The sequence below is a fragment of the Pseudomonas sp. B707 genome, from assembly GCF_022496685.1.
In the GTDB taxonomy this organism is placed as follows: Bacteria; Pseudomonadota; Gammaproteobacteria; order Pseudomonadales; family Pseudomonadaceae; genus Aquipseudomonas; species Aquipseudomonas paraglycinae.
Window position 1 is genome coordinate 70,854 of the sequence record NZ_WTVE01000024.1, and the last position, 23,774, is coordinate 94,627.

Annotated in this window: 31 protein-coding genes; 9 read left to right on the forward strand and 22 right to left on the reverse strand. The window is 58.6% G+C overall.

What is annotated here, in order from left to right:
• From GQX66_RS11945 to GQX66_RS12030, 18 genes are all read right to left on the reverse strand, one after another.
• Nucleotides 1-264 (reverse strand): hypothetical protein, encoded by a 264-nt coding sequence (locus GQX66_RS11945; protein ID WP_240869261.1) that lies wholly within the window; start codon nucleotides 262-264, stop codon nucleotides 1-3.
• A 55-nt stretch (nucleotides 265-319) separates the two neighbouring features.
• Complete coding sequence (locus GQX66_RS11950) at nucleotides 320-907, reverse strand: phage baseplate assembly protein V (protein ID WP_240869272.1); 588 nt, start codon at nucleotides 905-907, stop codon at nucleotides 320-322.
• Nucleotides 904-1,425 carry a hypothetical protein gene (locus GQX66_RS11955; protein WP_240869274.1) on the reverse strand — a complete coding sequence of 174 codons (522 nt, stop codon included), beginning with the start codon at nucleotides 1,423-1,425 and terminating at the stop codon, nucleotides 904-906. Before GQX66_RS11955 ends, GQX66_RS11950 begins: the two co-directional genes overlap by 4 nt.
• A gap of 1 nt (nucleotide 1,426) precedes the next feature.
• Nucleotides 1,427-2,083: a hypothetical protein gene (locus tag GQX66_RS11960; RefSeq protein WP_240869285.1), complete on the reverse strand. Its 657-nt coding sequence runs from the start codon at nucleotides 2,081-2,083 to the stop codon at nucleotides 1,427-1,429.
• Nucleotides 2,080-2,400, reverse strand: coding sequence for a hypothetical protein (locus GQX66_RS11965; protein ID WP_240869287.1), 321 nt, complete (start codon nucleotides 2,398-2,400; stop codon nucleotides 2,080-2,082). The genes GQX66_RS11960 and GQX66_RS11965 overlap by 4 nt, the downstream gene beginning before the upstream one ends.
• A gap of 2 nt (nucleotides 2,401-2,402) precedes the next feature.
• Nucleotides 2,403-3,398 (reverse strand): major capsid protein, encoded by a 996-nt coding sequence (locus tag GQX66_RS11970; RefSeq protein ID WP_240869290.1) that lies wholly within the window; start codon nucleotides 3,396-3,398, stop codon nucleotides 2,403-2,405.
• Nucleotides 3,399-3,460: 62 nt separating this feature from the next.
• Nucleotides 3,461-3,805: a head decoration protein gene (locus GQX66_RS11975; RefSeq protein WP_240869293.1), complete on the reverse strand. Its 345-nt coding sequence runs from the start codon at nucleotides 3,803-3,805 to the stop codon at nucleotides 3,461-3,463.
• Nucleotides 3,802-4,944, reverse strand: a complete 1,143-nt coding sequence (locus tag GQX66_RS11980) for a head maturation protease, ClpP-related (RefSeq protein ID WP_240869297.1) — start codon at nucleotides 4,942-4,944, stop codon at nucleotides 3,802-3,804. The genes GQX66_RS11975 and GQX66_RS11980 overlap by 4 nt, the downstream gene beginning before the upstream one ends.
• Nucleotides 4,941-6,425, reverse strand: coding sequence for a phage portal protein (locus tag GQX66_RS11985; RefSeq protein WP_240869300.1), 1,485 nt, complete (start codon nucleotides 6,423-6,425; stop codon nucleotides 4,941-4,943). Before GQX66_RS11985 ends, GQX66_RS11980 begins: the two co-directional genes overlap by 4 nt.
• Complete coding sequence (locus GQX66_RS11990) at nucleotides 6,425-6,631, reverse strand: hypothetical protein (RefSeq protein ID WP_240869303.1); 207 nt, start codon at nucleotides 6,629-6,631, stop codon at nucleotides 6,425-6,427. The genes GQX66_RS11985 and GQX66_RS11990 overlap by 1 nt, the downstream gene beginning before the upstream one ends.
• Nucleotide 6,632: 1 nt before the next feature.
• Nucleotides 6,633-8,660 (reverse strand): phage terminase large subunit family protein, encoded by a 2,028-nt coding sequence (locus GQX66_RS11995; RefSeq protein WP_240869306.1) that lies wholly within the window; start codon nucleotides 8,658-8,660, stop codon nucleotides 6,633-6,635.
• A 4-nt stretch (nucleotides 8,661-8,664) separates the two neighbouring features.
• Entirely contained in the window at nucleotides 8,665-9,267 is a 603-nt protein-coding gene (locus tag GQX66_RS12000; protein ID WP_240869316.1) for a terminase small subunit, read from the reverse strand.
• A gap of 166 nt (nucleotides 9,268-9,433) precedes the next feature.
• Nucleotides 9,434-9,778 carry a phage holin family protein gene (locus GQX66_RS12005; protein WP_136494171.1) on the reverse strand — a complete coding sequence of 115 codons (345 nt, stop codon included), beginning with the start codon at nucleotides 9,776-9,778 and terminating at the stop codon, nucleotides 9,434-9,436.
• Between the two features lie 527 nt (nucleotides 9,779-10,305).
• Complete coding sequence (locus GQX66_RS12010) at nucleotides 10,306-10,665, reverse strand: hypothetical protein (RefSeq protein WP_236190972.1); 360 nt, start codon at nucleotides 10,663-10,665, stop codon at nucleotides 10,306-10,308.
• Nucleotides 10,658-12,874 (reverse strand): VapE domain-containing protein, encoded by a 2,217-nt coding sequence (locus GQX66_RS12015; protein ID WP_240869319.1) that lies wholly within the window; start codon nucleotides 12,872-12,874, stop codon nucleotides 10,658-10,660. Before GQX66_RS12015 ends, GQX66_RS12010 begins: the two co-directional genes overlap by 8 nt.
• A complete protein-coding gene (locus GQX66_RS12020; RefSeq protein ID WP_221533907.1) occupies nucleotides 12,864-13,091 on the reverse strand; it encodes a TraR/DksA family transcriptional regulator in 228 nt (75 codons plus the stop codon). Before GQX66_RS12020 ends, GQX66_RS12015 begins: the two co-directional genes overlap by 11 nt.
• Entirely contained in the window at nucleotides 13,084-13,602 is a 519-nt protein-coding gene (locus tag GQX66_RS12025) for a phage regulatory CII family protein (RefSeq protein WP_221533906.1), read from the reverse strand. Before GQX66_RS12025 ends, GQX66_RS12020 begins: the two co-directional genes overlap by 8 nt.
• 334 nt (nucleotides 13,603-13,936) lie before the next feature.
• Nucleotides 13,937-14,170 carry a hypothetical protein gene (locus tag GQX66_RS12030; protein WP_221533905.1) on the reverse strand — a complete coding sequence of 78 codons (234 nt, stop codon included), beginning with the start codon at nucleotides 14,168-14,170 and terminating at the stop codon, nucleotides 13,937-13,939.
• A 98-nt stretch (nucleotides 14,171-14,268) separates the two neighbouring features.
• Between GQX66_RS12030 and GQX66_RS12035 the strand changes: the two genes are divergently transcribed.
• Nucleotides 14,269-14,916 carry a S24 family peptidase gene (locus GQX66_RS12035; protein ID WP_240869321.1) on the forward strand — a complete coding sequence of 216 codons (648 nt, stop codon included), beginning with the start codon at nucleotides 14,269-14,271 and terminating at the stop codon, nucleotides 14,914-14,916.
• 27 nt (nucleotides 14,917-14,943) lie between these two features.
• Here the strand turns inward: GQX66_RS12035 and GQX66_RS12040 are convergent, their stop codons facing one another.
• The gene (locus GQX66_RS12040) at nucleotides 14,944-15,528 is read right to left on the reverse strand and encodes a Swt1 family HEPN domain-containing protein (RefSeq protein WP_221533903.1); all 585 of its coding nucleotides are present in this window, start codon (nucleotides 15,526-15,528) and stop codon (nucleotides 14,944-14,946) included.
• A gap of 1 nt (nucleotide 15,529) precedes the next feature.
• Nucleotides 15,530-16,153, reverse strand: a complete 624-nt coding sequence (locus GQX66_RS12045) for a DUF5343 domain-containing protein (RefSeq protein ID WP_221533902.1) — start codon at nucleotides 16,151-16,153, stop codon at nucleotides 15,530-15,532.
• A 366-nt stretch (nucleotides 16,154-16,519) separates the two neighbouring features.
• On the opposite strand from GQX66_RS12045, the gene GQX66_RS12050 reads away from it, so the two are divergent.
• From GQX66_RS12050 to GQX66_RS12080, 7 genes are all read left to right on the forward strand, one after another.
• A complete protein-coding gene (locus GQX66_RS12050; RefSeq protein WP_240869325.1) occupies nucleotides 16,520-17,110 on the forward strand; it encodes a hypothetical protein in 591 nt (196 codons plus the stop codon).
• 10 nt (nucleotides 17,111-17,120) lie between these two features.
• Nucleotides 17,121-17,405 carry a phage antirepressor KilAC domain-containing protein gene (locus GQX66_RS12055; RefSeq protein WP_240869328.1) on the forward strand — a complete coding sequence of 95 codons (285 nt, stop codon included), beginning with the start codon at nucleotides 17,121-17,123 and terminating at the stop codon, nucleotides 17,403-17,405.
• Between the two features lie 158 nt (nucleotides 17,406-17,563).
• The gene (locus GQX66_RS12060) at nucleotides 17,564-17,881 is read left to right on the forward strand and encodes a pyocin activator PrtN family protein (protein WP_221533899.1); all 318 of its coding nucleotides are present in this window, start codon (nucleotides 17,564-17,566) and stop codon (nucleotides 17,879-17,881) included.
• Between the two features lie 58 nt (nucleotides 17,882-17,939).
• On the forward strand, nucleotides 17,940-18,419 hold the full coding sequence (locus GQX66_RS12065; protein ID WP_240869331.1) for a hypothetical protein: 480 nt from the start codon (nucleotides 17,940-17,942) through the stop codon (nucleotides 18,417-18,419).
• Nucleotides 18,416-18,769 carry a hypothetical protein gene (locus GQX66_RS12070; protein ID WP_240869333.1) on the forward strand — a complete coding sequence of 118 codons (354 nt, stop codon included), beginning with the start codon at nucleotides 18,416-18,418 and terminating at the stop codon, nucleotides 18,767-18,769. The genes GQX66_RS12065 and GQX66_RS12070 overlap by 4 nt, the downstream gene beginning before the upstream one ends.
• Nucleotides 18,766-20,508, forward strand: coding sequence for a DNA cytosine methyltransferase (locus tag GQX66_RS12075; RefSeq protein WP_240869340.1), 1,743 nt, complete (start codon nucleotides 18,766-18,768; stop codon nucleotides 20,506-20,508). The genes GQX66_RS12070 and GQX66_RS12075 overlap by 4 nt, the downstream gene beginning before the upstream one ends.
• A complete protein-coding gene (locus GQX66_RS12080) occupies nucleotides 20,505-20,774 on the forward strand; it encodes a pyocin activator PrtN family protein (protein WP_240869342.1) in 270 nt (89 codons plus the stop codon). Before GQX66_RS12075 ends, GQX66_RS12080 begins: the two co-directional genes overlap by 4 nt.
• Nucleotides 20,775-20,801: 27 nt before the next feature.
• Here GQX66_RS12080 and GQX66_RS12085 read toward each other — a convergent pair whose 3' ends face one another.
• Both GQX66_RS12085 and GQX66_RS12090 read right to left on the reverse strand, forming a co-directional pair.
• Nucleotides 20,802-21,488 (reverse strand): hypothetical protein, encoded by a 687-nt coding sequence (locus tag GQX66_RS12085; RefSeq protein WP_240869345.1) that lies wholly within the window; start codon nucleotides 21,486-21,488, stop codon nucleotides 20,802-20,804.
• A 26-nt stretch (nucleotides 21,489-21,514) separates the two neighbouring features.
• Nucleotides 21,515-22,606, reverse strand: coding sequence for a site-specific integrase (locus GQX66_RS12090; protein WP_240869348.1), 1,092 nt, complete (start codon nucleotides 22,604-22,606; stop codon nucleotides 21,515-21,517).
• Between the two features lie 102 nt (nucleotides 22,607-22,708).
• Between GQX66_RS12090 and dusA the strand changes: the two genes are divergently transcribed.
• Nucleotides 22,709-23,728: a tRNA dihydrouridine(20/20a) synthase DusA gene (gene dusA, locus GQX66_RS12095; protein ID WP_240869351.1), complete on the forward strand. Its 1,020-nt coding sequence runs from the start codon at nucleotides 22,709-22,711 to the stop codon at nucleotides 23,726-23,728.
• Nucleotides 23,729-23,774 lie beyond the last annotated feature (46 nt).

Genomic DNA, 23,774 nt, shown 5'->3' on the forward strand with positions numbered 1-23,774 from the left:
CTACTCCTTGAGCTGCTCGTATTCAGGGTGGGCCTTGAGACACTTCAGCGCGATGTCATCGCCCGCCTCGACCGAGACCAGGCTCTTGATCACGGGAAGCGTGCGACCGTCCGGAAGGATCACCGTGCGTGAGCTGTAGAGGGTGTCGCGGAACTTGATGAACTGGTCAGAGGTTTGTCCGGGGAATCCCTGAGCAACAGGGACAAGCCCTGATACTGGCTGGGCATCCACAAGCGCCTCGACTTCAGGTTTGGCCTTAGTCATAAATATCTCCAGGCATGAAAAAGCCCGCGCACGGCGGGCTGGGTGGATGGGGTGATCAATGTTTGTGGTTGGCAGTGTTGCCGGTGGTGTCCAGGATTGCGCCGTCGCTGGTGATGTTCTGCGTGGCGTGCAGTGGCCCGTCGATATTGACCGGTCCCTTGATGTTCACTTTCCCTTCGAGTTCGATCGTTCCCGACTTCACGGTGACAGCGTTGTCGGTTACCTCGGCCTGGGTCGCCCCGACCTTGATGGTGACCGTGCCGGTCGGCAGGGTGATGCTGTAAATGCTGTCCTGCCAGTCGTAGACTAAGCGCCCGCCATCCTCGAAATGCCAGACTTCGACATGATCGCGGTTGTCCGGCGGTGGGCCACCGTTGCCGTACAGGCCAGGAATGAATGTGCCCTGAGCCACGTCGCCGCTGGCACTGATCAGGGTGCCCTGCTCGTTCAGGCTGGGCGCCCGCCAATGTCTTGCCTTGCCGGCGGCAACGCTGTGCCAGCGCACCCAGCCACTGACCCACTCACCGTCCGAAACACGGCACGCCGGCGGTGATGCGGCGAGATCCACAGCCACCACGTAGCAATCCTTGACCAGGCCGGCGAGCATGCGGTCGTGCTGCGCGGCGACATAACCCGAACTCATGACACGTCTTCCGGACGGAAAGGACCGTCGCCCGGTTCCAAGTTCAGCACCAGAGTGCCCGGTGGCTGATCCGGCCATGGCCATTCAGACTCACCGAGGTAGATCTGTTGCGTCCATTCCACGACCCAGACGGTGTAGCCGTCCAGCTCGGGCTTGGTCCAGTCTGGCATGGCCTGCACGAACTCGGCCGGTTCGACCGCCACACCCCAGCTCTGCATGCGCAATAACGCGCTAAGATGACCAGCAAGAAACACCGCCTGTTGATGGTGATCCGGCTGGATGGGATCGGTGATCACCCGCGCCTCGAACTTGCAGGCCAAGCCGGTTTCGCCAGTGCCCGGATCCAGGCCCGGCTCCATCTCGGCCAGCTCGATCAGCACCGCCGGCAGCGGTAGGCGATCCAGGTCATCCGGCCACATGGCCACGGCCTGCAGACCCGGGAAGTGATCCTGAATGCGCCGCTCAATGGCGTGATACAACTGCTCAAGACTGAACGGCTCGTCGACTTGATCCGTCATGTCATTTCCCCCTCAGGTGCTTCTGCAGCTCAAAGTTGAGTTCCTGCTGCAGAACGTGCAGCAACTGTTCGTCGGCCTTGCGGATCCAGCTTTCGAAGTGTGGCCGCGCCTGCTCCAGCGACACCTTGGCTTTCGCCAGTGGAAAGCGGCTGCCGTGTTCGGCGATCCAGCCCGAACTGGCCCCGCCCGCCCCGCTGACATCGCTGTCGGGGTAGTCACTGGCGTCGAAATGCTTGCTGGCCGTGCGGATCCAGACGTCCGCGCTGTTGCCATAAACCTTCTTGAAGAACGCGCCCTGAAAGCGTCGACCGGCCACCGACACACCGGACCGGCTCTGCCGAGGACGACCGATGCGGCTGGCTTCCATGGCGTTGAGGCCGAACCACAGCTTGCCGCTGTTCGCGCCACCGCTGACCGGGTAAGCTCGCAGCCGCTGCCGCACAGCAGCCACCGCAATGCGCTCCTGTCGGCCAACGGCGCGAGCAATTTGTGTGGCGAGCCAACGCAGGGTTTTGTTGATGGCTCGGCGCTGTGCAGCAGCAGCGGCCTTGGGCACCAGGGCGGCGAAATCCTGAAAGGCTTTCAGGTCTGCCGGCGAGGTCTGCAGTGAGATCATCCCGCCGCCGGCCGAGGGCTTGAAGTAGCTGCCAACACTCATGGTCGTTTTCTCAAGATCAAGGCGACCAATCCGTCACCGCCCGGCTCCAGATGCATCAGGTCATAGTCACCGCCGCCGTCCAACTCCGGCAGATCCACGCTGACCAGCAGCCCTCTTTTCAAACCCTGCGAATCACGGACGCGGATCTCGAACTTCGGCTCCCGCAACGCTGTTCTGAGGCTACCCATCTTGGGCTGCAACCAAGGGGCGGCGAACATGCCCAGCACCGGTTCGTCATAACCTTCGATCCGTGCCGAGTCGCCAAGCGTTTCAAACACGGTGTCGTCGATGTCTTCCAGCAGCTCGCGGAAAGCCATGCTCAGAGCTCCAGAAGAACCTGTGCACGAGGACGAGTGCACAGGTGCAGCGGGTTGGACTGGGCCTCACCGGCCACGCCCTTGTTGAATGGCAGAGGTTCGAGCTTGCTGTAATAAGGCAAACCTTCGGTGTTGACCGTTTCCATGTAGTCGGCCGGTGCAAAGGTGGAGATGTAAAGATCAGGCACGCCTTCCGGCACCAGCAGCGCCTTGTCATCGTGGACGAACGAAACGCCCGCAACTTTGCCGCGATAGCGCTCCCAGACAATCCCGCCGAATTCAAAGCTTTCTCGCGCATCACCACGTAATGCGGCAGCCTGCAGAGTATTCAGATAGGTGTCTGTGACCGATTTGTGGGAGATCAGTTTGCTCCAGAAGTTTTTGCCGCAGAATGCGCGGGAGCCGGAGCTAGTCACGCTGCCCAGGGCATCTTCCTGCATGTCCAACGCTTCGCCGGCACGCTCGCGCACATTCGTATCGGGATTGTTCAGGCCCATCGACATTTTCTGGCGGTTGACGCCAAAGGATTTGTAGATGTCCAACAGCACCGTCTTACCATCGGCATCCAACACCTGGCCGTTCAATGCGCCCATGCGCTGAAATTCGTGGGTGGCATCCAACTGCCGCCGCGCCTTTGCCAGACGCTTGTTGACCACATCCTGTACAGACTGAAGCTCAGTGCGCGTTCCGAAGGCGCGGATACCTTGAATCTCGTCGGCCTTGATGGTGAAGCGTTCCGGCAGGTGCACAGTATTGAAGGGGATCAGCGTCCGCTTGCTTGCGCCGACCACCAGACCAGAGGTGCCGCGCTCCCCTGCTGGGACCAATGCCAGGGTGTCACCGTCTTTCTCGATCTGCACGGTCAGGGTGGTGGTGCCTTCCTCGCGGAACAGGCCAAGGCTGCTGATGCGGCCCGGCAGGTATTCCTGCTCGTTGATCGCAGCGGTCAGCGAGGGGACGCTGAAAGCATCGTCTTCAAAAATGGCGATATCGGCCATGAGTATTCTCCAGAAACGAAAAATCCCGCACTCAGCGGGATGTATATAAGTGAGGGATCGACTTAACGGACGATCACGAAATGAGTGGCGAGGGCCTTCTCGGCGGCCAGATCCAGGCCGGTCAGATGGGCTTCGCTGACCTCGGCCAGCCGCACCACCGCGCGACCGCGCCGCACGACATCGGACTCACCGAGCGGGCCGTAGAGAATGGCAACAGCGTTTTCCGTGCCGTCTTCTGCAGTCGGGCTGTACGGGGCGAATTCGCTGCTCGCAGTTACCAGTCCGAGGATCTGTCCGGGCTCCAGCGCCGGGCCTGCCGCGACGTTGATCGCTTCGCGGGAGATGTTGCCGGCGCCCTCGGACAGCAGGAATTCGCCTGCGTGCATCGGTTCCAGTTTGGAGGTCATGGTCTTGCTCCTTTCGAGGTTGGGGACTGTGCGGCCTGACGGGCCGCCCAGATCGAGGACGGATCGGGTTGTTTGGCTTGAATTTTGAGCGGCGGGTCTTCGTTCTGCGGCAAGCTGTTGTCGATCTCGAAGCCCCCGCCTTTGCCCACGACTTTGTCGAAGAGCCGCGCACGCACGGCGCTGGCATCCAGTCCGGCCTGCACAAACTCCACCGCGAACTCTGGCAACCGGGCGGCCACGCACAGATCGCGGATCGATTTGGCCTGAGTGATGGCGGCCTTCACCGTCGCCTCATCGACCAACTTGGTGGTGGCCAGCAGTGGCTCGATGAGGTTGCTCATTCCGCCCTGGTTACAGGACTTGCTGATCAGCAGAGCCAGCGCCGCTGCATCCGCACCTGGCTCCGTTGGTTCAGGATCGTCGATCACAGGTTCGGTCGGCTTCGCGGGTTCGTTGAGCAGATCCAGCAACGCCTGGGGAGTGTGCTGGTACTTCTGCATCACCGTGCCCTGCCCCAGGCACGCTTTGATCTGTACACCGTCGCCGACCTCGTCGGCCAACCCGAGGGCCACCGCTTCGCGGGCCGTCAGCCAGGTCTCTGCATTGACCAGACGCCGCAGCTCGACTTCGTCGATGTTCGGAGCCTTGGCCTTGTAGGCCGTGATGATGAGTTCCAGCGCTTGATCCAGCGCGGTCGCGACCTTGCGCATGTCCTCGGCATCACCCGAGGCATACGTCCAGGGATTGTGGATCATCAGTGCGGCGTTTTCCGCGATTACCACGCGATGAGCGCCGCAAACTGCAACGCTCGCGGCACTGGCAGCCAAGGCATCGACGCGGCCGGTGCAGCGTTCGCCCAAACGCTTTAGGGCGTTATTAATGGCAAGACCGTCGAACAGGTCGCCGCCGATGCTGTTGAACGCCACAACAATCGGTGATGTACCGTCATCCAGCTCGGCGAGATCGCGCACAAACTGATTGGCGGTGATGCCCCAAGTGCCGATCTCACCGTAGACGTACACCTCGATAGTGCTTTGTTCTGCTTCACCGCTGGCCCGGAGGCTGTACCAGTGTTTGTCTTGCATGGGCGGTTGCCCGTCCAGTTTGTTGAAGATCCGTAGTGGGAACGGCGGTTTCATGGTTTCTCCTGGTCGTCAGGGTGAGTATCGACCTCGACGAGCGTTCGGTAATTGAGGCCCAGCTTGCGGGCACGTTGGGCGTCGGCCGCGTTCTCCGCATCGACGGCTTCGGCGTCGTAGCCAGTGCGCAGGCACATCTCACTGCGCGAGGCGAATCCGGCATTGACCTCCAGCATTCGCGCTTGCACGTCCTGTACTGGTTGGATGTAGGCCCAGCCTTGCGGCACCCAGCGAGTGCGCAGAAATTCGCGGCGGCGACTGGCGTAGTCCGGTAGGTCAATCACCCCAGCCAGCACGGCCATGTCCAGCCACGCGGCGCGTACCGGCCGGCAGAGCTGGTGGATGTAGACGTTGAATTGCAGCTGTTCGAGGCGGCGTCGGAACTCGTTCAGCACCACTCGCAGCGCCCGGTCGTTGATGCCTTTCATGTCACCGGTGAGGATCTCGTAAGGCGTGTCGGTGCCGGCTGCTGCGGCCATCAGTTGCTGACGCATGAAGTCCGGGTAGTTGTTGCCGGCGTCCGGTGGATTGGAGAACTCGACCTCCTCACCGGCTCCCAGCTCCTGCATGGTGCCAGGCTCCAGCGCGACCATCGGCGTGAAGCCGTCGCGGTCGGTGGTGATCAACTGGCCGGTGACCGGGTCGCGAGGAACCTGCCCCATGTCCGGCGATGGGCGCTTGATGAAGCCGGCAAACAGGTTGGAGACCTCCTGCCGGAACAGCACCGCGTCGTCGTAGTTGTCCAGGCTGCGCAGCCGCTTGAGAACCGGCGACATGCGCGGCACACCGCGCAACTGACCCGGTTCCAACGGTTCGAAGATGTGCAGCACCTGGCTGGCCGGTACACGCACCAGCTGGTTGTAGCCGCTGTTGAGCGACGACGCGTCTCGCGGGTGCGAGCGATACATCCAGTAGGCTACGCGCTTGCCGGCCGGGTTGAACTCGATCCCGGCGCGGATGATGTTGCCGTCGCGGGTGGTTTCGAATTTGTCGTGCGGAACAAATTCCGGTGCCAGGGTCTGCAGTTGCAGTGGCACGACCAGGCCTTCGTCGAGACCGCGCGGACGCAACCGGACAAAGCACTCACCCGCCGTTTCGACCGTGCGAGCCACCAGCGCCTGCTGCCCATAAAAGTCACAAAGGTCGTCCGCATCCGACTCGTCGGCCCAGTCGTCCCATAGTTCTTGCAGCAGCGTGCGCAGTTCTTCGTCCTTGACCTTCGGGCGCGGTGTGATGCCGGTGCCGATCAGGTTGCTGACGCGCTTGTTGATCGCGTTGGCCGCATACGGGTCATTGCGTACCGCTGCCCGCGACCGGGCTCGCAGGTTGCGTAGTGCCGGGGTGTTGATGCTGTTGATGCCGTTATCGGAAGCATCCCAACTGGCCGAACGACGGCCCTCTCCGGCGCCTTCGTAGCTGGCCTTGATGTTCGATGGCAGCAAAAATCCGCTACGCGTCAGTGCCGGAAATTGTCGAGACATCAGATCCCCTTGCCTCCGTGACTGATCCGCACGACCCGCGAGCGCGGAGGGGCAGCACTGATAAGCGAGCTGCGGATTTCTTCACGAGCGCGGAGCAGTTCGTCGACGTCGCGGTATTCCACCGTTCGGTCGCTGTAACGCACGGTCTTTTCACCGCGTGCGATGGCGCGCTCGATGACTTCGAGATGTTTTTGAGTAAAGGACATATCAGCGTCTCTTCAGATAACCGCTGGTGGAACTGCGGCGTTGAGGGGGTGCGGCTGGGCGTGTCTGCACGACCGGCGCGGCAGGTGGTGGTGGCGCGGCTTGAGCCTGTCGTACAGCAGCAGGCTCAGGCGTTTCGCCGTCGTCGACGCGCGCCCCCTGAACTGGCTTGATGCCGAGGGCATCGTCGAACAGACCAGACTGGGCCAGTGCCTGACGCACCCGGTCCCAGTCGTGTTCCTGGTAGCGGTTGATGCCGAGGTAATGGGCCATGGCCAGGCAGTACACTATCAGGTCGAGCGCTTCGTTACGCTCGGCCTTACCCTTGACCCATTCGATGCGTTTGTGGCCGCGCACGTAGCGCACGACCTTGCGCTCGGCGACGCACTGGGCAAAGAACTCGTCCGGCAGGTCATTGGCAAAGTGCAGCGATCCCGGGCCGTCCGGGAACGGATAGCGGTTGTAGATCCAGTCCTTTGCCGTGTCGGTGCCGACGAACCAGAGCTCGGCGCCGTTGCGTTCGGTCTGGCCTTTCCAGGTCACGTCGACCAGGGATGGGCGCTGTGCGATGACCGGCCTGCCCGGCTTGCTTGCGCCTTTGATGGCGAAAACGTTGCGCCAACGACGTACACGGCAGAACTGATAGACCTCGTCGGTGTGGTGACCGCCGGAGTCGACGCCAACGGCAAGGATGCCCAAGCCGACGCCGAAAGGATGCCGGTAGCGAGCCTTGAGTTTTTCGTCCAGTACGGACCAGGTGCGCTCGTCGGCTGGATCGCCCCAGATGACCTGGTGATCGACCACCCAGCGCTCCATGCCGACGCCGAAGCCCATCACCATCATTTCCAGGCGGTTGGCCTGGACGTCGACGGCACCGGTCAGCATCAGCACACCGGCCGGCATCGCGCCGAGGGTGTAGGTCTCCTGCCGCGCCCGGGCGATCAGCACTTCCGCTTTGGTCTGTTCGAGCGCACTGTCCCAGACCTTGGCCAGACGGGTGTTGTAGAACACCTGCATCAAGCTCGTGTCGCCTTGGGCCTGGGCTTTTTTGGCGTCCTCGAATTCTTCGGCGAGCGAGGCCCAGTCCATCCAGCCGGTCGGCGAGTAGAGGGAGTTGAGATGGAAGCCGACGGTCTTGCCGTCGCCGCTGCCATGGGCACGCCATTCACCTCGAGCAAGCATGTCGCTCTTGTGGTGTTCCTCGATCAGCACATCGCATTCAGGGCCTGCGCACTGGTAATGCACGGTGCTGTAGTCCTTGCTGTAGAGCAGGCGTTCCCATTCCAGCACCTGCATATGGCCGCAGGTGGGACATGGCACGTAGTAGTAACGCTGGTCACTGGAATCGAACAGGTCGGCGATTCGCGAGGCGCCCTTGATCGTCGGCGAGCTGGAGAAATAGATCTTGGCATTGCGACCGAAGTTGGTCGCCCGCGTCTCGGCCAGCTTGATGGGATCACCCTCCTGGCCGACATCATTCTCCCAACGGTCAACTTCGTCGCCGTAGATGTAGCGTGCCGACAGCTCCGATAGGTTGGCCGCAGAACCGGCGGTGGTGACGTACAGCGCCCCCCCCTCGAATTCCTTGGTGTCCATCGTGTTGCGCGCATCCCGCGAACGGGTGGCCGCGACACGTTCGCGCAGAACGGGGGTGGCCTTGATAGTCTTGCTGATCCGCCCCGATACGCGCTTGGACAGGCCGAGGCTGGGCAGCAGCGCCAGGATGTTCGACGGCGCCATGTGGATCAGGCCGCCCATCCAGTTCAATGCGATCTGGGTTTTCATCAACTGCGAGGCCACCATGGTGACCACGCGCCTGCAGGGATGAGCCGGCGACAGGCAACGCATTGGCTCGCGGGCGTAAGGTGTCCGTGAGGTGCGGTACTGGCCGGGCTCGGGGGCACCGGTGTCTCGCGGGATCCGCATGTACTCGTCGGCCCATTGGTCGATCCAGAGATCTGGGTCGGGGCGCAGTCCACGGAAATATGCCTCACGGTACACCTCTGCACCGTCAGGAAATTCCGTGTGCATGGGTTCAGTCCGTTGTCATGGCGTGTTCAAGGTCGGCTGAAGAGAGGCGCTCGGCTTCTTCCAGCGTTCGACGGAAGGTGGCCGTCAGGTGTTTTTCGATCAGCCAGGGATCGGTCATAGCCGCGAGATCGTGGGACAGTTGCGGCAACGGGCCGAACAACTGGTCGCGCAGCAAACGGCCGGCGTTGTAGGCACCGGTCTCGACCGCTTCCTTGGAGACCAGTGCGCCCTGGGCTTTGCCCAGCTCAATCTCGGCCAGCTTGGCCATGTTGTGTTCGCGCAGGGCGCGGGCTTTCTGGAAGTCGGGCAGCTTGCCGTCGCCGGTGATCACCTGCGGCGGCGCAGCCGTGGAAGTCGGCTCGACGGAAGTGGACAGTTGGCTGTACACGTCGCGCTGAATCCGGTCTTGTTGGTGTCGCTCGGCGACGGCGGCTTTGCTTGGGTCAGCGGTGTCGCGAATCAACGCTTCGCTGGCCGGCACGTCCACCAGTTTTCCGTCCGGCGACAGCACCAGGCGGTTGTTGTTCTTCAACCAGGTGATGTAGCTCGGCGCCCTGCCGATCCGCGCCGCGAAGGCGCTTTTCGACAGGTAAGTTGGTTCTGTCATAAGCCCTCCTTTCAACGGCTTTTCAATGCAGACCTTTAAATTTCAATGGATTGAATTTCAGTAAGCTGGGGGCGCTCCCGCTAACACTTTCCCGCGGGTTTCCGACCCCGTGTCCTTCAGATATCCCTAGGGTCCCCGGCGGCTTTCGGCGCCCCAGATCGGTGCATCACCCCTGCTCGCCTCCGGCTGGCGGGACTTCGCTGACGCCCAGTCGCTTGGCGGCCCAGCGTTCGTACAACCCGATGGCCACATCGGCACCGGCCATCGCCGTCAGGCAACCCAAGGCACCTGCCGTCCAGATCGTCATGCCGGCCGCGATCATCAGCATCATCGCCGACACCCCGCAGACAATGCAGGCTCCGGACCGAAGCGCGAGGCGGCGCAACAATGCCCAGCCCCGCGCCCCATCCTTATCGGCCCGCCACATCTCTCCCGATACGCCGCCGACCAGGGCCAGGACGATCACTAACCAGATCGGCATCTCTGCCAGCGCTTGTTGCTCGTTTGTCATCGCCAACCCCTAAACGCAAAAACCCGGCGCAATGGCCGGGTTTGGTGGTGTGGTGCCTGCCGCTCTCTGCGGTCGCACCTATCGAAGATGACTACTTTTTACAGGTCGATTCCGGTGGCAGCAACCCCGGTTTAATGCCACCCGGCGAATATGTGGGTAACACCGGGTGAACGCCTAGCGAATGTCGGCGAATATCCCACCCCGGCATTCTGCTGTTTCGGCGGTGTCCCATCTGTCCCACCATTCGGAATCGAAGTGGGACGCCTGAGAGCGCCTAAATTCGGGGCTTCGCCCCACTGTCCTACTTATCTCTCTCCTTTCTCGTGTAAAGGAAGAATCTTAAAGAACACGCATGCGCGTGAAACGCGCGTACTGCTGCCCGCTACGCTTACACGGGCGGGAGGCACTTTGTACCGGGACGGTGGGACAGCCCAACAACGACAAGGCCCGCACCTGTCCCACTGCATCGAAACGCAGCGGGACAAGACGGGCCAGTGGGACAGCAACAGCCGGACGAATGCCTGGGGTCACGCAGCAATCCCCATCATCACCCCAAAGATCTGCAGGTGTGCGTCATGCAGACGCTGGTAGTACGTATCGCGGCCGCAACCGCAGTGTGCGTAACGCGAGCGCATATCAACATCGAGCATGCAGTAATGCTCCCGCACAACCGTCACCAGCTCGGGCGCCAGATGCTTGGTCACGATCAGCTCGATGTCGAGAGAACTCTCCAGCGGCGCACGAAAGGCCCGCCGTCCACGGATCAGTTGCCCATTGCTCTCCATCATCATGGCAACCATGTTCCCCCCAGCAAGCCCCCCTTTCGAATGTTCGGAATGCAGCTCCTGCGCCCACAACCGAAGCAGCGAATCGATCTCCTTAATCAAAGCAAGGCTCCTCAATCGGTTCCCGCTTCAACGCCGAAGCACCGCCCCAACCTGCCGGTTTCTTGTAAGCCCACGGCCGCTGGCCACTCTTCACCAACGGAGGCATCCGAACACGGCGCCATCCCAACCGATGCATGATCGCCCCGACGCGCATCTGCTCAGGCTTGCCCCAATGCCCAAAGTCCAACTTCAAAGCACTGGTCAGCACGTCACTACCGGTGGTGGTCTCGCCGATCTGCGACTCTTCCAGCCAGGTCAGAATTGGCCCTTCCCACTCGTCCACCACAAAGCGCTCGTCTTGCTCCTCGCCGAACATCGCCGCCTCATCCAGCGTCACCCACCAAAGGTCGCCCGCGTCGTAACAGAACACTGCCTCAGCCCACAGCTGATCGCGGATCGAACGCAACAGCTCCAGATCCACCTTGGTACACGCCACCGGCCAATAACGGCGGTTACCGGTGGCGTCCTTCAGGTACTCGTCCTGGTTCGTCGTCCCCACGAACACGCACTGACGCGGCACGTCCATCGTGCGACGGCCGTAACTCTCACGGTAGGTATCGGTGGACGCCGAGAAAAACTGCTTGGCCTTGGTACTCTCGGCCTTGTTGAAGCTGTCCAACTCGCCCAGCTCGACGATCCACTTGCCCCGGATCGCCTGAAAGCCATCCTTGTCGCCGAGGGCGAACGGCGTATCCATGAACCACTCGCCGCCGAGAATGCTCATTGCCGTAGACTTACCGGCGCCCTGCGCACCCTCAAGGATCATCACCGAGTCAGCCTTGCAGCCCGGCTTCATCACCCGCGCCACGGCCGACAACATCCAGCGCTTGCCTACCTTGCTCGAGTAATCGGTGGCCTTCACGCCCATGACATCCGTGAGCCAGCTTTCCAGGCGAGGCACGCGATCCCACTCAAGCTTGCGCAGGTACTGCCGCACTGGATGAAACGCATGGTCATGCGCAACCACGCTCACCGCCTCGATCACATGCGACGCCTTCACCCGCAAGTTGTACTGCTGCGCGAGCCACTTCATCACCCGCACATCATCGATATCCGCCCAATCGCCCGTGCCGCCGCCGTACGGCGCCGCACGCAGCTTCACGATCTTCGAACTGAACGCGCTGTAACTGATCACCCCGGCCCAACGTTCATCGTTGGCCAGGATCAACTCGACATTCTGCATGTGCGCGATCAGCGCGCCGCTTTCGCTCCGAGCCAACATGTCTTTCCAGCCACCAGCGGCCGGCGGCTTCACCACCGCCAGTACCTGACGGCGCACAGCCTCCAAACCTTCGGCGACATGCAGGTCGTTGAAGTCGGTCCATTTAATCTCCCGCTCACCGGAAAAGATCGGCGCAACCACCTGGCCACCGACAATCAGCGCCGCGTTATTGGCCTTCTCTTCACCAGGGTTCCAGGCATCACCGTTGGGCTTCGTGGTCTTCCAGTCATCGTCCCGGCAGATGATCAGCGGGCAGCCGGCGAAGCGCTCACGCATTGCCTTGCACACCACCAGCAAGTTGCCGGCGTCAAATGCGATGGCCACAGTCAGCGAAGTCGCCATCTGCAGGCTTGCGCCCGTGGCGTAGCCCTCACACACCAGCACCGGCTCACCCGGATCCGGATGCGGACCAATCAGGTGAAAAGCGCCCTCCTTCGACATCCCATAGGGCCAGTACGTCTTGTCCCGACCGGTGTCTTCCTGCTTGGCTGGAAACACCACCTGCAGGCCGACAATCTCGTCACGCACGTTGCACATAGGCACCAGAAACGCACCAGTGCGCGGCGCATAGCGAACACCGATACCGACGATCTGCTTACGATCCAGATAGTCGCTACGGCCCTTCTCCGGCATGCGCTTGAACATTCCCGCCGCTCGCTTGGCTGCACGACGTGCCGCGCTGGCCGCAATCTCTGCAGCGCGGCGCTTGGCCTCCTCCTGTCGAGCGCGCATAACCTCACGCTCTTCCGGCGACATCCGCCCGGCCTTGACCTTGATCTTCTGCGACTCACCCGAACGCCAGTCACCGAACGCGCCGAAAATCAGCGTCTCGCCCTTCTCGGTGCGATGCTCATGGGCGATGTACCAGCCGTTCTTTTCCTTGCCCTTGTCCTGTGCTGTTTTACACCGGGTAAGCTTACCGAACACCAATGGCTGCGCAGGCTCCAGACCGTAATCCGCGAATTGCCCCAACACTTCATCGAGCATGGCGAGCCTCCATCATCTCCTCGATGGCAAGGCACCCCACACACTGCGTGCAGCCTGGCTGCGCCAAACGACGAGCTTCCGGGATCGGCTCATCGCACGTTTCGCAAAACAGAAACGAATGCGCCGCCAAGGCAGGCTTGGCGGCATTGCGTGCAGCGAGCGCCTGATCAACACGCTCCAACACCAGGTCATTAGCGAAATCCGCAATGTCAGCCACGATCAATACCCCGCGTCGTCTGGTTGACATACGTGGCGCGGTTGAACATCCCCAACAGCCCCTGAATCCCACGAAACACCTGCAGGCGAATTGCGGCCAGTTCCTCATCAGTGACGACACCGTCACCAATGCTCCTGGCCCAGGTGTCCGCCAGATCTGCCACCTTGCGGAAGTATTCCGCGATGCCGGTGGTCAACGTCTCAGGCATGTCGTTGGTGTACGCCTCAGCCAGCTCCTGCCAGGTCGTGTCACCAACCAGCGCATGCACCGCATCCAGAATGCGGCGATCCTTGGTCAGCTCCAGAATCTCGCCGAACTCTTGAATATTCACCGTGTGGCTTGGGTGGGTTGGGGAAAGCTTGTGCTGCAGCGTGGTCGCATTTCGGCCGGTGGTGGCGGCGATAGCAGCGGCGCCGCCGGGGTAATCCCGTGCAGCATGGTAAAGCGCAAGATCGAGCGGCAAAACTTCCCGCTGCGCCCGGTCTAGAGAGCTCAGAATGATACGGCTCATGGCATTAATCCTTGTAAGTTGCCAGTGCCGCGCGGCATGCAGTGGTGATACATTTGCCGCGTGGCTTGAAAGGGCCCAAACGCCGGCTAGATCTTCGGGATCGACACCGGCACCGTGCCGGGGCGAGCAATCCGTTGCTCACCCCTGGCGCAACAGCTGCCCAATCTGTGGTGGAAAAGGCAGCAACACCAAGGCTTCCGAGCCTTGGAAAAGCGCGATAATGGGAGGTGGTTGCATGTGGTGTGCCCGCCTACCTTTTTATCGCGACCCGACAGCGCTGTGGTGGTGCGTGGCGGGAGGAACTGGGCGGCCTTTGGGTCGCCTTTTTTCTTATCTATGCTGCTTTGCTGCCTTGGTTGGACTCAGTGATACCGAAATGATCAAGCACGTCGGCGAGACCAACGATACCTTGACTCTCACGGGCCAGAGACTTGATCAAAGAAACGCTAGGATCTTTGCTCGCATATTTGACATGCAGACGCAGATAGCTCACTGCGATTCGGCAACGAGCGGCGTAAGCCTCAAGTGCCTCTGAATCCAACTGATTGATGTATTCGCGTAGTTTCATATGGTTGTCCTCCGAAACCAAATTTAACCTTTTAGGTTATTTTTATCAACACCCACAAGGACATTCACCTAAAAGGTTAATTCAGACAAAATCGTCAAATGAAAATTTCAGATACCCGCCTGCACAATTTCCGAAGGCTTCTAGCCGAAAGGCACCTACGCCTTACAGATGTCGCCGACCTACTCGGAAAAGCGCCCGCTCAGGTGAGTGCCTTCGGAGGTAAAAACCCCACGAAAGGGATTGGCAATCAAATTGCTCGCGAAATAGAAAAGGCCCTAGGTCTCCATGACGGCTACTTAGATTTACCTTTTGGGGTAGGCGAGTTCAGTAACACCACGCCGTTAAGCCATACCGGACGACGAGTGCCAGTGATCGGCTCAATAGCTGCTGGAGCTTGGTGCGCTCAAGACAGCCAATTTGATCCGCGAGATGCAGAGGAGTGGATCGAAGTTCCAGGCCCTGTAGGTCCACGTGCCTTTATCCTGCGAGTGGAAGGCATAAGCATGGAGCCGAAATTTGTAGAAGGCGACAAGGTTGTAATCGACCCTGCTCTAGAAGCGCTACCAGGTCATTTCGTAGCAGCCAAGAGAACTAGTGATCACGCAGCAACGCTTAAACAACTCAAACAGGAAGGCGATGAGCAATACTTATACGCCCTCAATCCAGATTGGCCAGATAGAATCATTAGAATGTCAGAAGAATGGATCATCTGTGGTCGTGCACGATGGAAAATTTCCGACTTGTAAGTCCAGAAAAAATCATTCTGGAAATGATTACTCCATGAGACGAAACCAATCCTTAAGTGTAAGCTTGAGACGAACGACTTCGTCTTCTGCCAGAGGACTACAATGAGCAATCGGCCCACGCAGTAAGTTCAGACTGTTCATCACTCTATTGAATGCTTTCTCACTATAAAAAATATCAGCAAAATGAATCCAGTTCTTTCTCACAATATCCCCAAGCTCACCGAAGGTCGTATAATCTAGCTCATCATCCGATCTTTGGGTAAAAGAAGAGTCCAGCTCTCTTTGAATATTATCTTTTACATTTTTCTTTATAGGCTCAGGAATCTCACTTAAATTCCACCAATCAGAACCCAGCTCAGACTTCATCTTGTCTTTTATCAAAGTTCTTATCGAGACTTCCAAGCAATAAAAGAGCTCATAATGAACTGCCATTTCCTTGGCTTCTGACCTAATATCCATTGTAAATTGTGGATAGTAATCTTGATCCTTATCTCCCGCCCTTTCCGATAAATCCGTTCGCAGGAGATCTATCTGGAGTCCTTTTTCAACCCCATCGAGCGCTCTTTCTACCATTTGATGTGAAAAAGCGAAGACTTTGATCTTATCGTCCATTTTATTTCCTCAACAGATTCTCTCTCAAACTTCTAAAAATTGCGTTAAAGACTGACACATCATCAGTCTTCGGAAGAACTAAATTAATCGTATAAGAAAGACCCAAGCGCACATCGGGATATTCTTCATTAGATGAGGACTCTGAGATTTTTTTCTCAATGGAAATTATTGGCTCCTCCGCATCTACCGCTTTAAATTCTGCAAATGCTTTGAGGGCCTCAAAGGTGGAGACAATGGCCTTGACAGTACCATTGCCTTTTTCTAGCCCTGTCATTTCGACTACTAGCCCTTCAAAATCAGCGCGACTCAGACTATGGGCATATTCGTTACGAGCATAAACATCTGAATAAGCATTTTTTATTGCCTTCGCCATAGCGGCTTTGGAAGTAGCTGCGTTTGTATTTCTGAACTGCCTATACAAATCTGTGGGTGTTCCGTCGCTTCCCAATAACCCTAGCTTTTTGGCTAACGGAATAAACGCTCTTGCACCTCCTCCTGGAAAGCCGAGTTCAGTGGCAAGGTAATCCTGAGTAAATCGATCAGGTGTAGCAGCGACTTTTATCTTCTCCAAAATTTTACTGACTGCAGAGGTGGCGTTCACAAAAGCAGGGTAATTCTTAGCCATAAAGATCCCTTTTAGTTTTTGCCTGCGAAAGCAGGGCCGCTGGCACATCAGTATCACTTTTTATTCATTCCGTCACTCCGCGAGAAGGAGAATCTCTCAGCCAAAAAAATAACCATATAGGTTGTTTTTGTTGACTTGATAACCTTTAAGGTTAATATCATCCTCACTCTTCCACCACAGAGCGAGGCACATCATGCGTACCACAGCAACCCTGCACGTCCACCCGGCCGCTACTGACCCCTTCCGAATCTTCGAAATCCGCCGCTTAGCCCGCGAGAGCGGCTGCTCGTTTGCCACCAGCAAACCGAAACAGCTCGCACGTCCCGCCCCTACCCCATTCGATCCGAATGGCGGAGGGCATGCAGCATGATCAAGTACAAAATCGACAACCGCACGCTGCAGTTGCTCAACGCCCAGGTCAACCTGACCGAGACCTTCAACCACGTCCTCCGGACAGCGCCCAAGCGTGAGTGCCTGGCGTTCCGTCTCAAGGTCGAACGCGGCACAACGGCGAGCACCTTCGTCGTAGAGCTGGGCAGCGAACGCCACACGCTGACCCTGCAGAACGATAAGAAAACGCACCTCAAGCTGGCCGACTTCATCGAAGAGATCGCCAACGGCCCGTTCGATGCGAGCAACACCAGCGACCTGGTGCACCGCCCGCACGCCAGCCGCGAATATGGCCGCTTCGAGGTCTCGGACAAACAACGCGTTTTCGAACTGGTACGCACCGGCGGCGTGCTAAGCCTCGACATGGGCTTCGACTACCCCCTGCAAGTTGCGCTGCACCGCACCCAATCGCGCTCAGGCGTCACCACCATCCTGAGCATCGGCAACAAAAGCCCGCACACCCGCTGCTTCACCGCGTACGGCACCGATGTCGAGATCTACGGCAAGGTCACCGAGTCCATCAACCACCTCGCTGCAGCGGCCACCCCAGCCGCGCACGCGGCATAAGGGGAATGCTATGGAACGCACCCTCGCCCAAGCCGCAACCCAGCTCGGCCTCACCCGGCCAAAACTCATCGCACGCATGCGGGAAAAAGGCCTGATCAACGAGAAGAACCTACCGGCCTACCCCAACCGTGACCGCGACTACCTGCGCATTAAGGACGGCCAGTGGTACCACGGCCAACTCGGCATGCAGTACAGCCAGTCGACCCGGGTGAAACAACCCGGCATCCGCTGGTTGGCCGAACAGTTGGGCATCGACCTGCCTGCCATCCCGGCAGACATCCGTGACGTGGCCTAGGGAATACGCCCGCCAGATCATCGCCATGCGGACACGAGAGGAGCGCAACGCCGCGCTCCTCGAAGTGCCCGAACATCTGCGCGAGCTGACCAGAACCCACTGCCTGAACGCCTGGAACCACCCGGCCCGAAAACAACGCAAGGAGGCCCAACAAAGCCATGAGTAACACAGCCCAAAACCCGCTGCGCCTGCACCCAGCACCGGAGTCAGCCACCGTCGAATTGCTCTACCGCATCTTCGGCGACGTCCTGATCCCGCTGGAGAAAGTGCGCGAGCAGTACTTCCGCAACCTCAACGAACAATCGTTCGTGGCCGAGATCAGCAGCGGCCGCATCCAGCTCCCAATCACCACGCTGGACACCAGCCGCAAGGCACCGAAGTACGCCCACATCCGCCACGTCGCCTCCCTAATCGACATCCGCGCCTACAAGGCCGACGAAGACATGCAGCGACAGCAGGAAGAATCCACCGAGTAACAACCACAAGCCGAACGGCTGCCACCACCAGCCAATAACATCACCAGGAGCACACCACATGACTGCAATTCAAATATGCGCGCTGATAGCAATCGTCCTCATGACCGCCGGCATTTACTGGCTCGCCTACCGGAACGGATTCAACAACGGCCATGACGAGGGCCAATCACAGGGCTACAGCGAAGGCTATGACGTTGGCGGCTGTGTTGGGTATCGAGATGGAATGGATGAAGGCAAAGCCATTCAGCGATCTGAAAGCTGGGAAGAGAACCGTAACCTGGAACTCGCCCTCTGCCGGGCCAATGACCAACGCGAGAAACTTTACGCCCATTACGAGCGCGCCCTCGCTGCGTCAAAAATGGGTGAACAGGAACGACTCACCTTACTGGAAATCGCCGAAAAACTTCGGATCGCATCCGAGACATTCAGCGCCTTTCGCACCGGCAAAAAGCTGGAACGCGACACACGCACCCTCCGCGACCAAGCGCTCGCCATGGCTGCCCTGCTGCAGCCGGTAGATCAGGAGAGCGCCGCATGAGCCAAGTTCGCTCCCAACCCCACAGCCACCGCAACCCGGCTCACGCCTCATCAGCGGTTGACGAACCACCGCGCAATCAAACCTCGGAGGAAAGCGGCATGCAAAAGGACCAGCACAACACCCAATCTACGACCGCTTTGCTCCGCGAGGAAACCCGCGTCGACACACTAGAAACAAACAGCCTCTGCTGCGCAGCAGCGGGCATTATTGCTCCTTCCAGCAGCACCACCGAGGCGCTCATACCCCACGAAAAGCTGCGCGAGGCAGCCACACCCAATGCAACGCTAACCGCTCAAAATCGCCCGCTCGCGCAGCCTGTCGTGGGGTATACGCATGGAGCACGCGTATGACCGCCTTTTCCCGAGCCCCAATAAGCACTGCCGTTATCACCCAATTTGGCCTCGACCTCATGGGCAAGATCCGCGTCGACCTGTTTGCCGGTGGTGGCGGCGCAACCATGGGCCAGGAAATGGCTACGGGCAAAGCCGTCGATATCGCGATCAACCACAACCCCAAAGCCATCAGCATGCACAAGCGCAACCACCCAGGCGCAGAGCATTACATCTCGGACGTCTATGAGGTGTGCCCACGAAAGGCGACACGAGGCCGCCCCGTCGCACACCTACACGCGAGCCCCGAATGTACCCATCACAGCCTTGCTGCAGGAGGTCAACCACGCAGCAGTGCCAGCCGCTCTCTGTCATGGGTCACCGTCAAGTGGGCCGGGCAGGTCAAACCCGACCTCATCACTATGGAAAACGTCTGGCAGATCCTGCAATGGGGGCCCTTGATTGCTAAGCGATGCAAAACCACCGGCCGGGTGATTCGCCGCGATGGGAGCGTGGCCGCAGCAGGCGAGCGCGTTCCGGTCCAGGATCAATACCTGGTGCCTGATCCGAAACGAAAGGGCAAGACCTGGCGCCGCTTCCTACAGATCCTCAAGAACATGGGCTATGACATCCTGCATGGAAAACTCAAAGCCTGCGATTTTGGCGCCGCTACCACACGCGAACGCCTTTACATGGTCGCTCGATGCGATGGCAAGCCGCTGTATTGGCCGCAGCCGACCCACTTCAAAGAACCCGCGAAGGGTCAAAAAGCTTGGCGTAACGCTGCCAGTTGCATCGATTGGTCGATCCCCTGCCCGAGCATCTTTCTGACGAAAGAAGAAGGCCGTGCCGCTGGCGTACGCCGGCCATTGGCAAGCAAGACCATGGAGCGCGTTCGCAAAGGTGCCCGCCGCTATGTGGTCGATCATGCCGACCCGTTCATCGTAAGCGTCAACCATTCAGGCAACGACATAACTCGATGCCAGTCGGTGCAAGATCCAACCAAGACCATCACTGGCGCGCATGGCTTCGCCCTGGTGACGCCACAAGTCGCGCCCTTCCTCACAGAGCACGCCAACGCAACATCCCAGCGGACCATGGCAGCAGATGCACCGCTGGGGACCATCTGCGCGCAGGTAAAGGGGGGGCACTTCGCGCTCGCCGTGGCCTACATCGCACAGCACAACGGTGGTTTCAACGAAACGTTGGGACGGCACCCAGACCAGCCTCTGACAGCGATAACCACGACGGGCAGCCAACAGCAGTTGGTGACCGCCAATCTGCTGACCCTGCGCAAGAACTGTGTAGGCAGCGCGATGGACGAGCCGATCTCTACTATCTGTGCCGGCGCAGAACATCACGCGCTGCTCGAGTACACACTCGCACCAGACGTGGAGGAAGGCGCTCTACGCGTTGCCGCTTTCCTAATGGGGTACTACGGCACTGACAACATCTACGACCTGCGCGATCCGGCAGCCACGATCACCACACGAGATCGGTTGGCCCTGGTTACCGTGGTGATCAAGGGCACGCCATACGTTATCGTCGACATTGGCATGCGCATGCTGACGCCACGGGAGCTTTACCGAGCCCAGGGCTTTCCGGACAACTACGTGATTGACTACGGCCACGACGGCCAGAAGTTCAGCAAGAAAGATCAAGTATTGATGGTGGGCAATTCTGTTTCTCCATGGCCGATGATGGCTTTGATTGAAGCAAATATGACGGAAAACACAAACAAAGTTATGGAGGCTGCATGAATACCCTCTTCTTACTGATGGCTCAATATGAAGGGCAAGCAGTCATTCCGCTCGGCCGAGTATGTGAAGACTACATGCATTTGACCGTGGAGAAATTCAAGCGCAAACAATTAGATGGGGAAATTGATATTCCAGTAATCCGCATGGGCGCTAATAGCCAGAAGGCAGCCCTCGGCATCCATTTGAAAGACTTAGCCGATTACATTGATAGGCAGCGTGAAAAAGCCAGAACTGAGCAAAACAAGTTTATGGGCAGAGAAGCATAAAAAAAGGGGGCGCCAGCCCCCTTCTGCTTATTCAGCTTTGTCCCGACCACACAAGTCTGATCGAAGCGAATCATTATCACGACAAGCTATACGTATAGCCTCTCCTAGTGACTCAGAACGAGTTTCATGCCAATAGTTATCAACTACTAGATACCTAGTTTTCGTGGAAGAATTACGCAACCCGATAGCGCGCAATATTTTGTCAAGCCCAGCCAGTATCCCGTTGGCTGGAAGCACATCATATTGAACTTCAAGTATCGCAGCCACAGGCTGCATATAATCCCTACTACTTAACGGAGGCATGCGAAATTTATGCGCAGAATGGGCCTGCAACTCTTTACCATCTAACTCATGAAACTCAACCGCTGGGATCCAGCTGATATTTCCTCCTGGAAGCGTAGCAGATCTATTTATATCAAGCTCTCCATAAATATCCCTGGTAATTCTAAAAATCAAAGATTGAGGACCAGGCGGAATCACTTTAAATGAGCTGACGCGCTGACCAACTGGAGTTTCATTACTCAGTTGAAATATATAATATCGACCATAAGGCCTTATAAAATCCAAGGAAATATCCTTGACAAAAAAACCATAAGCACTTGCTGCAATAAAACCTATCGCCCCCGTTGTCATCAAAAGACCTAAAAGCCGTCCCCCCCTTAACTTCCACTTCGTAACGACGCCCTGCTTTCTTTTGAAAATACCCTTCCTCACGCTATCTCCCTAAATCCATTCAATTGTCATCGCAGGATTTTTTCTAAGTGCTGCCATCCTGAATATCGGTCGCCCCTGCCACGCAGATGGGTATATCGCCGGAGAGAATTCCAATCGCGATGTCCCGAAACACTCGAAACCCTGGGAATATCCCAGTCCATTTCGAACAGGCGGCTCACGCCTTCATGCCTTAGATCATGGAAGTGCAGATCCTCAATCCCCAGCAACGGACACGCCCGCGTGAACGATGCGGAAACGGATCTGGAGTTGTACGGAAATATCTCCCGCTCAGTCCTGGGCATGCTCTGCAGGATTGCCCAGGCCTCATCGGGCAGATGGCACCAAACGTCGTTGCCGATCTTCTGTCCGGGGTTCTTCATATCACGTACCAGGACGGCCTGCCGGGACTCGTCGAGATCATCCCAGCGAATCCGAGTAATCTCCTCCTGCCGGCGCGTCGAGAAGAGAGCAAACGCAATCATCTTCGGCATGTTGATCGACTCAGGTCGACGAACCTGCATTTCGAAAAAGTGCCTCATCAACCTGTCCAACTCACCGAGCGTCGGCCGACGGTTGCGCTCCTTACTCTTGCTCACCATACCTAGCTTTCGTAAAACCTTGCGAGCGTCGGGCATGGCCAGCGGATCTACCTCGTAGCCCCAGGCCGGTCGCGCCACGGACAGCACCGCGCCCAGGTGCGAGAGATCATTACCGACCGTCTGCGCCTGAACACCGCCACCCTCTTTACTCATCCGCCACTGTGCAAACTCCACCAGTTTCTGACTGTTCAGAGCCGAGTCGTCAAGGTCGCCCAGCCAGGTATCCTTGATCGCCTTCAACGTCGCGTTCTTGGTTTTGCCCAACGGCCGGATCTTCTCGTACTCATCCAGGTACTGCTCGATCATCTTCCTGATCGTTACACCCTTACGGTTTGCGCGCTCAATCGCACCAGGCTCGGCCAGCTCGGTCTCACGCCGCTTGATCCAAGCCTGGGCGACCTGCTTTCGATCGAAGGTTTGGCTTTCCTGATAAACTGTTCGCCCGTCCCGATTGATCCGTATCTGCGCCGTGTAGGCCGTCGAGTTGTCCTTGCGCTTGCGTGATGTGATCGTGCCCATTTCCCGTTGCTACATTGCCGAATTCGCTTGCTACATTGTAGCAACCGACTTCAGAAAACAAGGGAAAATGGGTAAAAACCGCTGTATAAAAGATCAGTATCAATGAATTTCGAAAAACCCCAATCGCCCGTAAACACTAGCCACCCCCGTTCCGAGCCGTCTCGCCGCTTCAGTGTGGCGCCGATGATGGATTGGACTGACCGTCACTGCCGGTACTTCCTACGCATCCTGTCGAAAAACGCCCTGCTCTACACCGAAATGGTCACCACCGGCGCGCTGCTCAACGGCGATCACGAGCGTTTCCTCCGTCACAACGAAGCCGAGCACCCGTTGGCGTTGCAGTTGGGCGGTAGTGTTCCGCTGGACCTGGCCGCCTGTGCCCGTATGGCGCAGGAGCACGGTTACGACGAGGTGAATCTGAACGTTGGCTGCCCGAGTGATCGGGTGCAGAACAATATGATCGGGGCGTGCCTGATGGGGCATCCGCAGTTGGTGGCGGATTGTGTGAAGGCGATGCGGGATGCGGTGTCGATTCCGGTGACGGTGAAGCATCGGATCGGGATCAATGGGCGGGACAGTTATGAAGAGCTGTGCGATTTCGTCGGGACGGTGCGGGATGCCGGGTGCACCAGTTTTACGGTGCATGCGCGGATTGCGATTCTGGAGGGGTTGTCGCCGAAGGAGAACCGGGACATTCCGCCGTTGCGTTATGACGTGGCGGCGCGGTTGAAGGCGGATTTTCCGGAGTTGGAGTTCATTCTGAACGGCGGGATCAAGACGATGGAGGCCTGCCATGAGCATTTGCAGACCTTTGACGGCGTGATGCTGGGGCGCGAGGCGTATCACAATCCTTATCTGCTGGCCGAGGTGGATCAGCAACTGTTCGGCAGTACCGCGCCGGTGATCAGCCGGGCCGAGGCGCTGGCGCAGTTGCGGCCTTATATAGCCGAGCATTTGCTGGCCGGCGGTGCGATGCATCACATCACCCGGCATGTGCTGGGCCTGGGCACCGGTTTCCCGGGGGCGCGCAAGTTTCGTCAGCTGCTGTCGGTGGATATCCACAAGGCCAAGGATCCGCTGGCGTTGCTGGATCAGGCGGCGGAGTTGCTGGCGGGTCGTTGATCGATGCGTTGAATGTGCGGGCAACGAATGACTGTTGCCCGCTGAT